We start from the raw sequence: 12,984 nt of genomic DNA on the forward strand, positions 1-12,984 counted from the left end.
GGGGGGGGGGGGCCGGGGGTGTTTTGTTGTGGGGGGGGGGCCGTCGTGTTCGGGGGGCCCACCCCCCCCGCCCCCGGGGGCCGGGGCCCCGCCCCCGGGCGCGCCTCTCATCCGTCGCCTCACGAGACGGAGTCGCGCTCCCACCGGTAGAACTCGCGGGCCATGGCGTCCTTCGGGCTCCGCCAGGTCTCGGGGTCGTAGGGACTGACGAAGGCGGTGAGCCGGTCGCTGATGTCCTTGAACGCCGGGTGCTCGGTGACCTTGGCGATCTCCGGTCCCGGCGGCCGGTCGGACTCGATCAGATGCATGTACACGTCGCCGAACTGGAACAGGCTGCGCCGGTTGACCCCGACGAGGTGCGGCAGCTCGCCGTTGTCGGACTCGGCGAACAGCTGCGCGATGTCCGGGGCGGACTCGGGCGCCATCCGGGCGACGATCAGAGCGTGGTGCATAGGAGGGATTCCCTTGCGTCGGCTTGAGTCAGCTTGGTCGGCTGGTCGGCTGGTCGGCTTGACGCGCTCAGTTTGCGTTGACCGAGGCCGAGCGGCCGTCGCGGTCGCGCTGCTCGATCTTGTCGCGGATGAGCTCCATCTGGATGCGCGAGTTGCGGTTGATGTTGTCCGTCATCCACGCGTCGTCGACCGGGGCGTCCGGCTTCATGGCGAACTCCTGCCGCCAGTGCATCCGGGTGCCGCCGGGGACCTCGGAGTACTCCCACCAGATGTCCATGCGCTGGAACGGGCCGGTCTCCACGCGGCGGGCGCGCACCTTGCGGCCCTTGCGGTCGGTGACGCGCTCGGAGACCCAGCTCCAGACCTTTCCGTTCTCGTCGGGGTGCATGGTCAGACGGAAGGTGGTCCGGTCGCCCTCACGCTCGATGATCTCGACGGACGCGTACTCGCTGAACAGCTGCGGCCAGTTCTCGATGTCGTTGGTGATGTCCCAGACGACGTCGAGGGGGGCGGCGACGGTGATCTCGTTCTCGGTCTTTCCGGGCACTTCAGGCTCCAGTCATCAGGGTGTTGTTGACGAGGTCGAGGAACTCCCTCGGGGTCTTGCAGCGGTCCGCGTCGGGCGGCAGCGGGCGGCCGTGGCGGTTCTCCAGCTCGCCGACGATGCCGAGCAGGCCGAGCGAGTCGAGGCCGAACTCGTCGAAGCGGGCGGTCGCCCGGTTCTCCAGGTCGACGGGGTCGACGGTCAGGCCGGCGCCCTTCTTCATCAGCCTCGCGAGCTCTTCGATGGTCAGTCGGTCGGTCATGAGCAGTTCTCCTTGTCCCGGGTTCTCGCGCGGGCTCGTGAGCCCGCGCGAGAGGTGTTGACTTCAGGCCGGCGCGTCGGCGCCGCGCACCACCAGTGCCGCGTTCGAGCCCATGAGCCCGCGGCTGAGCACCAGCGCCGTGCGCAGCTCGGCGGGCTGGGCCCGGCCGGTCACGACGTTGAGGTCCACGCACACGTCGAAGATTCCGGGCGTGGGCGGTACGAGGCCGTGCTCGATGGAGAGCACCGCGGCGGCCGCGTCGAGCACGGGTCCTCCGCAGTAGGCCCGTCCGATGCCGGTCTTGGGCGCCGTCACCGGCACCCGCCTGCCGTGCGCGCCCAGCGCGTCGGCGATGGCCAGCGCCTCGGCGCGGTCGGCCGCAGGCACGCCGAGCGCGTCCGCGAAGACCACGTCGATCTCCTCGGGCGCGCAGTCGGCCTCGCGCAGCGCGCCGGCGATCGCCCGGGCGAGCCCCTCCCGGGACCGCTCCCACTGGGACGGTCCGGTGAAGGTCGCCGCGTGGCCCGCCACATGGGCGCGCACTCGCGCGCCGCGGCGGCGGGCCGCCGCCTCCTCCTCGACCACGAGCATCGCGCCGCCCTCGGCGGGCACGAAACCGCAGGCCTCCGCGGTGAAGGGACGGTAGGCGCGCTCCGGGTCGTCGCTGGTGCTCAGGTCCTCGTACCCGAGCTGGCACACCACCGAGTACGGAGCGAGGGGGGCCTCCGCCGAGCCGACGACGACCGCGTCGGCGCCCCGGCTGATCGCCCGGGCGGCGTGCGCGAACGCGTCGAGCCCTCCTGCCTCGTCGCTGGCGACGACGCCGCAGGGGCCCTTGAAGCCGCCCCGGATGGAGATCTGGCCGGTGCTCGCGGCGTAGAACCAGGCGATGGACTGGTACGGGCCGACGTAGCGGGAGCCCTGTCCCCACAGCCGCTGGAGCTCGCGCTGGCCGAACTCGCCGCCGCCGGAGCCCGCGGCGGTCACCACGCCGACGTCGAAGGGCGAGCCCTCGTAGTCGGCGCGGCCGAGCCGGGCGTCGTCCATGGCGAGGTCGGCCGCGGCCATCGCGAAGTGCGTGAAGCGGTCGGTCTGGACGAGGTAGCGCTCCTCGACCAGGGCGCCGGGGTCGAACTCCCGGACCTCGCCCGCGACTTTGAGCGGCAGGTGCTCGCAGCCTTCGCGGGTGACCCGGTCGAGGAAGCTGACGCCTTCCTGCGTCGACTTCCAGAACACTTCGGCGCCGGTCCCGTTGGGGGCGATGACGCCGATGCCGGTGACGACCGTGCGGCGAGCGGCTTTCCGGGAGCTCATCAGGTCCTCCCACTTGGTCGGGTCATGACGACCGCGGACTGGAATCCACCGAATCCGCTGCCCACGGAGAGCACGTTGCGCAGCTTCCGGGAGCGGGCGGTGCGCGGGACGTAGTCCAGGTCGCACTCGGGGTCGGGGGTCTCGTAGTTGGCCGTCGGCGGGACCACCTGACGGTCCATCGCCAGGACGCAGGCCACCAGCTCGATCGCGCCGATCGCGCCGAGGGAGTGGCCCACCATGGACTTGATGGAGCTCATGGGCGTCTTGTAGGCGTGGTCGCCGAGCGAGCGCTTGACCGCGGCGGTCTCGTGCCGGTCGTTCTGCTTGGTGCCCGAGCCGTGCGCGTTGACGTAGTCGATACGGGAGGCGTCGACCCGGGCGTGGCCGAGCGCGGTGTCGATCGCATGGGCCATCTCCAGGCCCTCGGGCGTGAGCCCGGTCATGTGATAGGCGTTGCCGAAGGTGGCGTAGCCGCTTATCTCGCAGTACACGCGGGCGCCGCGGGCGCGGGCGTGCTCCAGGTCCTCCAGGACGAGGACGGCCCCGCCCTCTCCCATCACGAACCCGTCCCGGTCGGCGTCGAAGGGGCGGGACGCGTGGGCCGGGTCGTCGTTGTTGGGCGAGGTCGCCTTGATCGCGTCGAAGCAGGCGACCGTGATCGGTGAGATGGGCGAGTCGGACGCGCCGGTTATGCACACGTCGACCCGGCCCTCCTCTATCGCGTGGAAGGCGTAGCCGACCGCGTCCAGTCCGGAGGTGCAGCCGGTGGAGACGGTCTGCACCGGCCCGTGGGCGCCGGTGTGCTCGGCCACGGCCGAGGCGAGGGAGCTGGGCGAGAACGCCCGGTGCAGATGCGGCTCGGCCGGCCGGTGGTCCACGTCCCAGCGGGCGCCGTGGGCGCTGACCGCGACGTAGTCGTGCTCCAGCCGGGTGGTGCCGCCGACCGCGGTGCCCAGGGACACCCCGATGCGCCAGGGGTCCTCCTTCTCCGTGTCCAGGCCCGAGTCGCGGATCGCCTCCTCGGCGGCGACGAGGGCGAACTGGATGTACCGGTCCGAGCGAGCCGTCTGCTCCTCGTCGAGGCCGCAGGCGGCCGGGTCGAAGTCGACCTCGGCGGCTATTCGGGAGCGGAAGCCCTCCGGGTTGAAGAGCGTGATGCCCCGGGTCGCCGTGCGGCCGTGGGAGAGCAGGTCCCAGAAGGCCGAGGCGCCGATTCCGCCGGGGGCGACGATACCGACCCCGGTGACCGCCACCCGCCGGGTCATGAGACCGCCCCAGTCCGTTCCGGCGGCGCGTGCTCGGTGGGCTCCGTGTCGACGTGGCCGAGCTCCGGGCGCGGGGCGAGCGGGCCGAGGTGGAAGACCATGCGGGCCTCCACGTTGCCGACGTTGCGGAACCGGTGGCGCATGTTCAGCGGGATCATCAGGCCCTGGTCGGGCCGGAGGGGGAACGTCTCGCCGTCCAGGTCCACTTCGAGCAGTCCGCAGGTGACGTACACGAACTCCTCGGAGTACGGGTGGTAGTGCTCGCCGATGCGGTCGCCGGGCTGCACGATGGCCAGGCCCATGAATCCGCTGGTGGCGCCCACCGCGGTGGGGGTCAGCATGGCGCGCAGGTCGCCGCCGCGCCGGGTGTTGGGCTGGGTCTCGCTCAGGTCCACGATGCGTGGGGGGGTGGTGCTCATGACTGGCTCCTCCAGGTCAGGATTCGGACGGCGCGCACCGGTCGGTGATCAGCTGCATGTCGGAGTTCGCGAGGAAGCGGGCGATCTCCCGGTCGTTGCTCACCGGGCCCTGCTCGGGGGCGAGCAGGCGGGTGAGGGTGGCCGCCTTGCGGGAGCCGCTGACGCCGAGCGTCAGGGCGGGCTGCCCGTCGAGCGGACCGCGCAGGTCGACCAGCCGGACGACGATGTCGTCGCGCTGGAAGATGGTGCAGTTGTGGATGGGGCTGCGCGGGTCGTCGGCCGCCGCCTCGTCCTGCTGGGCGAGCAGCTTGGCCAGGGCCATGCCGCAGCCTTCCTTCGCCTCGTAGAACAGCGCGTGGCGCTGTACGTCGTCGGGGTCGTGGCCGTCCGCGGCGACGTGGTGCACCGCGGGGAGCGCCGCCCGGGTGAAGAAGACCCTGGCGGAGTTGGGGTCGCCCAGGTCCCGGTCCTGCTCGAGATAGGGGTTGATGGCCTCCTCGACGGCCCGGACCTCGGGCTGGCTGGCCACATGGCGCAGCGCCGCGAGCAGGTCGCCCTGCACCTCGACGGTCCGCACGACGCGGTTGCCGTGCATGTAGAGGGAGGTGCGGCGCAGCCGGGTGGTCTCGTCGACGCGGGACGCCGGCGAGGTGTAGCCGGAGAGGATCTTGGCGACCTGCTTCTCGGTGCCCGGCTTGACGGTGAAGGTGAGCGCGTGGCGGACTACGCCGTCCCCGAGCCGGGGCGCGGCCTGGAGGCCCGTGTGCGGTTTGGCGGCGGAGGGGTGGTCGGTCTCGCGCAGGACGCTGAAGCGAAGCGACCGGGTGTCCCGTACACAGCTGTGCAGGGGCTGCACGGTCTCCACGTGCTCCTCGCTGTTCACCCAGGCGAGGAAGGGCGGGGCGCTCTCCCATTCGCTGGTGATGAGCCACTGGGAGGGGTTCTCGATCGACTGGCACAGCTGGTCGCTGATGTGCCCGGGGACCGAGGCAACTTGGTTGCGCAGGTGCTCGTACGCCTCGAGGAACTGCTTCTGGGCCCCGTCGTGGAGGTCCAGCAGCAGAACGACCCGAAGCCTGGAGCCATCGAAGGCGGACTGCGATACCCGTTCCGACAGGGTGGTCATTCTTCACACTCCTTCGCGACGTCGAGGCCGCCACTTCGGGTGGCGTCTCGTCGGTCGCCGGTGGAATCCAGCCGGGTCGACTGCCCTGCGGATTCGAACGGTCCGCCGCCCGTTCGCGAGGCGGCGCCAATGAGACCGATCGTGGTCCGGTACCACGGGTGGCGCGAGAGATGAGAACCAAGCGGGTGAATGCGCGAGGCATCGGCCGTCGCACAGGGCATGGAAGATTCCATCCCCTAGGGCGTCAGGAGCTGGGCTGAGTGATGAAAGTGAACGCTGATCAGCGTGTGCCGGTCCTCATCGTGGGCGGGTCCCTGGTGGGCCTGTCCACCTCGCATTTCCTGGACCGCCACGGCATCGGGCATCTGCTGGTCGAGAAGCACTCGGGCACTTCCACGCATCCACGCGGACGCGGTATCAACGTGCGGAGCATGGAGCTGTTCCGGCGCTCCGGAGCGGAGCAGGAGATCCGGGACGCCGCGTCGGTCCTCAAGGACAACCACGGCATCCTCCAGGCGGGGTCGCTGACCGGCGACGACCAGGAGTGGCTGTTCAAGGAGATCGACCCGGGCGGCGCGCTGGCGCGCTTCAGCCCGACGACGTGGTGCCTGTGCAGTCAGAACGACATCGAGCCGGTGCTGGCCCGCCGCTCCCGCGAGGGCTGCGGCGATCTGCGGTTCTCCACGGAGCTGCTCTCCTTCGAACAGGACGACAGCGGTGTGACGGCGGTGGTGAAGGACCGGGAGTCCGGTGAGCTCAGCACCGTGCACGCGGACTATCTGGTCGCCGCCGACGGTCCGCGCAGCCCGGTCCGGGAGGCCCTGGGCATCGGCCAGAGCGGCCACGGGGACCTGTTCCACAATGTGAGCATCACCTTCCGCTCCCGCGGGCTCATCGACGTGCTCGGCGAGAAGCGCTTCATCGTGTGCTATCTGACCAAGCCGGGCGCGGACGGGGCGCTGCTGCCGGTGGACAACCGCGAGCGCTGGGTCTTCCACGCGCCCTGGCGCCCGGACGAGGGCGAGAGCCTGGACGCCTTCACCGACGAGCGCTGCGCCGCGCACATCCGGGCGGCGGTCGGCAAGCCGGACCTGGACGTCGAGATCACCGGCATGGCGCCGTGGCACGCGGCGGAGCGGGTCGCCGAGCGCTACTCCAGCGGCCGGGTGCTGCTGGCCGGGGACTCGGCGCACGAGATGTCGCCCACCGGCGCGTTCGGCTCGAACACCGGCATCCAGGACGCCCACAACCTGGCCTGGAAGCTGGCGGCGGTGCTGGAGGGCTGGGCGGGTCCCGGTCTCCTTGAGACCTATGAGGCGGAGCGGCAGCCGGTGGCGCGTGCGACGAGCGAGCGCGCCTCGGCCCGTTCGGCGGAGCACAGCCACCCCGGCTACGCGCCGGCCGAGACTCCGGGCGGCGGACGGCAGGGCGGCATCCTGTCGGTGGCGATGGGCTACGGCTATGTGAAGGGCGCTGTCCTGGGCGTCGACCCTGAGCGGCCCGTGGTGCCGGAGCGGATGCAGCTGACGGGCGCCCCGGGCACCCGGGCCCCGCATATGTGGGTCGACCGACGGGGTGAGCGGCTGTCCACGCTGGACCTGTACGAGCGGTCCTTCGTGCTGCTCACGTCCGAGGGCACGACGTGGCGCGACGCTGCGCGCACGGTCGCCCGGCAGATGTCCGCGCGTCTTGAGGCGTACGAGATCGGCTCCGGTCTGGACGCCGACCTGGTCCCCGAGAACGGGGCCGACTGGGCCGAGATCCACGGCACCAAGCCGCAGGGCGCGGTGCTGGTGCGCCCGGACGGCTTCGTCGCCTGGCGGACGGCGGACGTGGTGACCGAGCCGGAGCAGGTGCTCCAGGAGGTCATGTCCGAGCTGCTGTACCGGGTCTGAGGGCTCAGCCCGCGGCGGCGGCCGCGCTCGCGGTGACGGCGAACGGCGCGCCGTAGGGATCCGCGAGCGCGGCCATCCGGCCGACGCCCGGGGCGTCGAAGGCGGGCGTCAGCACCGACCCGCCGCCGGCCCGAGCGGCGCCGACCGCCGCGTCGACGTCCGCGGCCTCGAAGTACGGCAGCCAGCGCGGTGTGTGGGCGCTGTCCTGGAGCGGCGCGATGCCGCCGAAGGCCGCCTCGCTCCGGTCGCCGCCGGCGGTGGCGAGCAGGGTGTACGGGATGTCGAGCATCGTCACCTCCTCGGTGTGCCAGCCGAACAGGCGGCGGTAGAACGCGGCGGCGGCCGCGGGGTCGGGGCTGAAGAGCTCGGTCCAGCACAGCGCGCCCTCCTCCCCCACCGCCTCGAGCCCCTCGACGGCGGCGGGCTGCCAGAGGGCGAACTGGGCGCCGCCCGGATCGGCGAGTCGGGCCGTCCGCCCGGCGCCCGGCACGTCGTAGGCCTCGATGCGCACGGTGGCGCCGAGCTCCTCGGCGGCCTGGGCCGTGGCGTCGGCGTCGGGGGTCTTGAAGGCGAGCGTCCAGGCGGAGCGCGCGCCCGGTTCGGCGAGCGGGCCGAGGGCGGCCGCCGTCCTGCCCTGGTGCTGGAGGAGGCCGTGGTCGCCCTGCGGTGCCGGGGCGAGGCTCCAGCCGAGGACCGCGCCGTAGAAGGCCGCGGCCCCCGCCGGGTCGGGGCTGGCGAGGTCGAGCCAGCAGGGCGAGCCGGTCGCGTACTCCGTGCTGAGCATGGGCGGGCGGCTCCTTCGACGGTGGCTCGGCCGCTGGAGTGGCCGTGGGCGTCGTGCACGGCCATTGTGCGCCGCGGGCGTGCGTGGTTGAGTGAGGTCGCAAGCTATGAATCGAGGTTCAGAGCATGGTCTACCGCTCCACCGCCCGTACCGAGGCCACCCGGCTCGCCCACCGCGAGCGGCTCCTGGACGCCGCCCGGGGGCTGCTCGCCGAGGGCGGCTACGCGGCGGCGAGCGTGTCCGCGCTCGCCGAGCGGGCCGGTGTGGCCACCGGCAGCGTCTACAACCACTTCGCGTCCAAGCAGGAGCTGCTCGCCGCGGTCTTCCGGCATATCGCCGGCCATGAACTCGCGGCGGTGCGCGCCGCGGTGGCCGCTCGGAGCGAGGCGGCCGAGCGGCTGCGGGCGCTGGTGGAGGTCTTCTCGCACCGGGCGCTCAAAGCCCCGCGCACGGCGTGGGCGCTGCTCGCCGAGCGGGTGGACCCGCTGGTGGAGACCGAGCGGCTGGCCTACCGGCGCGGCTACCACGCGCTGGCCGAGGAGACCATCGCGGCGGGCGTCGCCGCGGGCGAGCTGCCCCCGCAGGACGCCCGGCTGTCCGCCGCCGCCGTGATCGGGGCGATCAGCGAGGCGCTGCTCGGCCCGCTCTCCCCGGTCGGGGACCGGGCCGAGCCCGGCCCGACGGTGCAGGCCATCGCCGCGCTGTGTCTGCGGGCCGTCGGCGCGCCCGCGCCGGCCGACCAGCCCTGACCTCGTCCGTCGACCGAGAGAGGACCCGCCATGACGGCGACCGCACAGCCCGCCGGCCACCGCACCCACGAGGTGCTCAACCAGGCTCCGCGCCGCGTCGACGTCGACGAGTACGCGACGAACCTCCCGCTGGTGGAGGGCGTGCGCACGCTCGGCGCCGCGTGGCACGAGCCGGAGCTGCACGAGATAGGCGAGCTGACCGGCTCGGAGCGGTTCCAGGGCTGGGCCGACCAGGCCCACGCGTACCCGCCCGAGCTGCGCACGCACGACCGGTACGGCAACCGGGTCGACGAGATCGACTTCCACCCCGCCTACGACGAGGTGATCGGCGCGGCGGTGCGCCACGGCGCGCACACCGCGGCCTGGGCGGACCCCAAGCCGGGGGCGGCGGTCGCGCGGGCGGCGACCTTCATGCTGTTCGCCCAGGCCGAGCCGGGCCACGCCTGCCCCACCTCGATGACGCACGCCGTGGTCCCCGTGCTCCAGCGGGACTTGGAGGTGGGCCAGGACTGGCTGCCCGGCGTGTTCAGCCGCGTCTACGATCCCCGGCCGATCGCGCCCGCCCTCAAGCGGGGGCTGATGTTCGGGATGGGGATGACGGAGAAGCAGGGCGGCTCGGACGTCCGGGCGAACACCACGACGGCGGCGCCCGCGGCGTCGGACCCCGACGGGCGGGAGCACCGGCTGACCGGCCACAAGTGGTTCTTCTCCGCGCCGCAGTCGGACGCGTTCTTGGTGCTGGCCCAGGCGGAGGCGGGGCTCACCTGCTTCCTGGCGCCCCGGGTGCTGCCGGACGGGACGCGCAACACGATCCGCGTCCAGCGGCTGAAGAACAAGCTGGGCAACAAGTCGAACGCCTCCTCCGAGGTGGAGTTCGACCAGACGTGGGCGCTGCGGGTCGGCGAGCCGGGGCGCGGGGTGCCGACCATCATCGAGATGGTCAACCACACGCGCCTGGACTGCGTGCTCGGCACCACGGCGGGCATGCGGCAGTCGCTGACCGAGGCCGTGTGGCACGCGCGCCACCGCGGCGCCTTCGGCGCGCGTCTGGTCGAGCAGCCCGCCATGACCGCGGTGCTCGCCGATCTGGCGCTGGAGACGGAGGCCGCGACCTGGACGGCGCTGCGGCTGGCCCAGGCGTACGAGGCGGACAGCGGCGAGTCGGAGGCGCTGTTCCGCAGGCTGGCCACGGCGGTGTCCAAGTACTGGATCTGCAAGCGCGGCCCGCAGCACGCCTACGAGGCGCTGGAGTGCCTGGGCGGCAACGGCTACACCGAGGACTGGCCGCTCGCCCGCCGCTACCGCGAGCAGCCCCTGCTCTCGATCTGGGAGGGCTCGGGCAACGTCATCGCGCTCGACGTGCTGCGCGGCATCGCCAAGACCCCGGCCTCGCTGGAGGCGTTCTGGGCGGAGCTGTCGACGACGCAGGGCGCGAACAGCGTGCTGGACGCGCATACGGCGCGTGTGCGCGAGGAGCTGACGCGGGATCTGCGCGACCCGGTCGCGGCGCAGACCCGGGCGCGGGCGGCGGTGGAGGGCATGGCGCTGGCGCTCCAGTCCTCGCTGATGCTCCGCCACGCTCCCGCCGCGGCGGCGGAGGCCTTCGTCGCCTCGCGTCTGGGCGAGGCGCGGGGGCACCAGTACGGCATCCTGCCGCGCGGGACGGACGCGGCGGCGATCGTGGAGCGCCACGCGGGGAGCTAGCCGGGCCGACGGCTGAGGGCACGGGCGGGGACGAAGGGGACGGGAAGGGGCGAAGAGGACAGGAAGGGACGGGCGGGGACGAAGGGGCCGTCCCCGCCGCGCTGTTCGCGGCACGCCGTTCGCGGCACGCTGTTTCGAGGTGCGCTGTTTCGAGGTGCGCTGTTTCGAGGTGCGCTGTTCGCGTCCCGCCGTACATGTCCCGCTGTACGCGTCTCGCTGTTCTGGGCGTGTACCCGCCCCTGTCACATGGCCGACACGACCCCTTCCCTTCCAGTGGTTCCTCTTGGACACTCCACCCCGCTGTTGTCTCCTCACCCCAAGAGGCCCCACACTCATGCCTGAACTCAATCGGCGGCGCTTCTTCCAGATCGCCGGAGCCACCGCGAGCTACGCGGCCCTCTCCAGCAGCATCGCCCGGGCCGCCGCCATCCCCGCCAGCCGGCGCTCCGGGTCCCTCCAGGACGTCGAGCACATCGTCGTGCTGATGCAGGAGAACCGTTCCTTCGACCACTACTTCGGCTCGCTGCGCGGCGTCCGCGGTTTCGGCGACCCCCGCCCCCTGACGCTGCCCGGCGGAAAGTCGGTGTGGCACCAGTCGGACGGGTCCAAGGACGTCCTGCCCTTCCACCCGGACGCCGACGACCTCGGCATGCAGTTCATCGCGGGCCTCGACCACGACTGGGCCGGCGGCCACAAGGCCTGGAACCGGGGCGCGTACGACCAGTGGATACCCGCCAAGTCCCCGGGGACGATGGCGTATCTGACCCGCGACGACATCCCCTTCCACTACGCGCTCGCCGACGCGTTCACCGTCTGCGACGCGTACCACTGCTCCTTCATCGGCGCCACCGACCCCAACCGCTACTACATGTGGAGCGGCCACACCGGGAACGACGGCAAGGGCGGCGGGCCCGTGCTCGGCAACGACGAGCTGGGGTACGGCTGGACGACGTACCCCGAGCGGCTCGAGCGGGCCGGGATCTCGTGGAAGGTCTACCAGGACGTCGGCGACGGCCTCGACGCCGCCGGTCACTGGGGCTGGATCGAGGACGCCTACCGCGGCAACTACGGCGACAACTCCCTGCTGTACTTCAACTCCTACCGGGGCGCGAAGCCCGGCGACCCCCTCTACGACAAGGCCCGCACCGGCACCGACGTCAAGAAGGGCGACGGCTACTTCGACCTCCTCAAGGCCGACGTGACGGCGGGCAGGCTCCCCCAGATCTCCTGGATCGCCGCCCCCGAGGCCTTCACCGAGCACCCCAACTGGCCGGTGAACTACGGCGCCTGGTACATCGCGCAGGTGCTGGACGCGCTCACGTCCAACCCCGAGGTGTGGGCGAAGACCGCGCTGTTCATCACCTACGACGAGAACGACGGCTACTTCGACCACGTCGCCCCGCCCTTCCCGCCCGCGTCCGCCGCCCAGGGCCTGTCCACCGCGGACACCGCGCTCGACCAGTTCCCCGGCTCCGCCAGGTACGCCGCCGGCCCCTACGGACTCGGCCAGCGCGTCCCGATGCTCGTGGTCTCCCCCTGGAGCACCGGCGGCTACGTCTGCTCCGAGACGTTCGACCACACCTCGATCCTGCGCTTCATGGAGCGCCGCTTCGGCGTCCGCGAGCCGAACATCTCGCCCTGGCGGCGGGCCGTCTGCGGCGACCTCACCTCCGCCTTCGACTTCTCCCGGAAGGACAGCCGGCCCGCCGCGCTCCCGGACACCGACGCCTACGAGCCCCCGGACCGCGTGCGCCACCCCGACTATGTGCCCCGGCCGCCGGCCAACCCCGTGCTGCCCAAGCAGGAGCGGGGATCGCGCCGGTCCCGTCCGCTGCCCTACGCACCGCTGGTCGACGGCGCGGCGACGCCGTCGACCGGGCGCTTCACGCTTTCCTTCAGCGGCGGCGCGGCGGCCGGGGCGTGCTTCTCGGTCACCTCGGCGAACCGCGCGGACGGGCCGTGGACGTACACCGCCGAGGCGGGCAAGAAGATCTCCGACACCTGGAACACGGCGTACTCCAAGGGCGTGTACGACCTGACGGCGTACGGCCCGAACGGCTTTCTGCGCACCTTCAAGGGACCGGGCGGCGCCCCGGGGCCGGAGGTGACCGCCCGCCACCTCGCGGCCGGCGGGCGGATCGAGCTGACGATGACCAACGCGGGCCCCGACTGCCGGCTCACGCTCTCCGACGCGTACGGCGGCCGGAGCCGGACCTTCGCGGTCCGCACGGGGGCGCGCGTCGTGCACATCGTGGACCTGCGGGCGAGCAGGCGCTGGTACGACCTGTCCGTCGTCTGCGACGGGGACGCGCGCTTCCTGCGGCGGTTCGCGGGGCACGTGGAGACCGGCGAGGCGGGCGTGAGCGACCCGGCGATCGGCAGTCGGCGGCGGCGAACGCGGTGAAGGTATCGGCGCGCTGGGCGGGGGTGTGCTCGCCGTGTGCGAAGAACAGCTGCGGGGTGATGTCCG

12 protein-coding genes are annotated in these 12,984 nt (G+C 72.5%); 4 read left to right on the forward strand and 8 right to left on the reverse strand.

Features of this window, described 5'->3' with window-relative positions:
• Positions 1–119 precede the first annotated feature (119 nt).
• The 7 genes from AB0M39_RS39055 to AB0M39_RS39085 form a co-directional block, all read right to left on the reverse strand.
• Positions 120–452 (reverse strand): TcmI family type II polyketide cyclase, encoded by a 333-nt coding sequence (locus tag AB0M39_RS39055; RefSeq protein WP_365373046.1) that lies wholly within the window; start codon positions 450–452, stop codon positions 120–122.
• A 67-nt stretch (positions 453–519) separates the two neighbouring features.
• Entirely contained in the window at positions 520–999 is a 480-nt protein-coding gene (locus tag AB0M39_RS39060; RefSeq protein WP_365373049.1) for an SRPBCC family protein, read from the reverse strand.
• A gap of 1 nt (position 1,000) precedes the next feature.
• Positions 1,001–1,258 (reverse strand): acyl carrier protein, encoded by a 258-nt coding sequence (locus AB0M39_RS39065; protein WP_365373051.1) that lies wholly within the window; start codon positions 1,256–1,258, stop codon positions 1,001–1,003.
• Between the two features lie 63 nt (positions 1,259–1,321).
• Positions 1,322–2,572 carry a beta-ketoacyl synthase N-terminal-like domain-containing protein gene (locus tag AB0M39_RS39070; RefSeq protein WP_365373054.1) on the reverse strand — a complete coding sequence of 417 codons (1,251 nt, stop codon included), beginning with the start codon at positions 2,570–2,572 and terminating at the stop codon, positions 1,322–1,324.
• Positions 2,572–3,837, reverse strand: a complete 1,266-nt coding sequence (locus AB0M39_RS39075; protein WP_365373056.1) for a beta-ketoacyl-[acyl-carrier-protein] synthase family protein — start codon at positions 3,835–3,837, stop codon at positions 2,572–2,574. Before AB0M39_RS39075 ends, AB0M39_RS39070 begins: the two co-directional genes overlap by 1 nt.
• Positions 3,834–4,256 carry a cupin domain-containing protein gene (locus AB0M39_RS39080; protein WP_365373059.1) on the reverse strand — a complete coding sequence of 141 codons (423 nt, stop codon included), beginning with the start codon at positions 4,254–4,256 and terminating at the stop codon, positions 3,834–3,836. The genes AB0M39_RS39075 and AB0M39_RS39080 overlap by 4 nt, the downstream gene beginning before the upstream one ends.
• 16 nt (positions 4,257–4,272) lie before the next feature.
• Positions 4,273–5,382 (reverse strand): SchA/CurD-like domain-containing protein, encoded by a 1,110-nt coding sequence (locus AB0M39_RS39085; RefSeq protein ID WP_365373062.1) that lies wholly within the window; start codon positions 5,380–5,382, stop codon positions 4,273–4,275.
• A 263-nt stretch (positions 5,383–5,645) separates the two neighbouring features.
• Between AB0M39_RS39085 and AB0M39_RS39090 the strand changes: the two genes are divergently transcribed.
• Complete coding sequence (locus tag AB0M39_RS39090) at positions 5,646–7,277, forward strand: FAD-dependent monooxygenase (RefSeq protein WP_365373065.1); 1,632 nt, start codon at positions 5,646–5,648, stop codon at positions 7,275–7,277.
• Between the two features lie 4 nt (positions 7,278–7,281).
• Here AB0M39_RS39090 and AB0M39_RS39095 read toward each other — a convergent pair whose 3' ends face one another.
• Positions 7,282–8,061 carry a VOC family protein gene (locus tag AB0M39_RS39095; protein WP_365373067.1) on the reverse strand — a complete coding sequence of 260 codons (780 nt, stop codon included), beginning with the start codon at positions 8,059–8,061 and terminating at the stop codon, positions 7,282–7,284.
• 125 nt (positions 8,062–8,186) lie between these two features.
• On the opposite strand from AB0M39_RS39095, the gene AB0M39_RS39100 reads away from it, so the two are divergent.
• From AB0M39_RS39100 to AB0M39_RS39110, 3 genes are all read left to right on the forward strand, one after another.
• Complete coding sequence (locus AB0M39_RS39100) at positions 8,187–8,810, forward strand: TetR/AcrR family transcriptional regulator (protein ID WP_365373069.1); 624 nt, start codon at positions 8,187–8,189, stop codon at positions 8,808–8,810.
• A gap of 30 nt (positions 8,811–8,840) precedes the next feature.
• Positions 8,841–10,514 carry an acyl-CoA dehydrogenase family protein gene (locus AB0M39_RS39105; protein ID WP_365373071.1) on the forward strand — a complete coding sequence of 558 codons (1,674 nt, stop codon included), beginning with the start codon at positions 8,841–8,843 and terminating at the stop codon, positions 10,512–10,514.
• Between the two features lie 334 nt (positions 10,515–10,848).
• Positions 10,849–12,918 carry a phosphocholine-specific phospholipase C gene (locus AB0M39_RS39110; RefSeq protein ID WP_365373074.1) on the forward strand — a complete coding sequence of 690 codons (2,070 nt, stop codon included), beginning with the start codon at positions 10,849–10,851 and terminating at the stop codon, positions 12,916–12,918.
• The last annotated feature ends 66 nt before the right edge of the window (positions 12,919–12,984 follow it).

The sequence above is a fragment of the Streptomyces sp. NPDC051907 genome, assembly GCF_040681075.1.
In the GTDB taxonomy this organism is placed as follows: domain Bacteria; phylum Actinomycetota; class Actinomycetes; order Streptomycetales; family Streptomycetaceae; genus Streptomyces.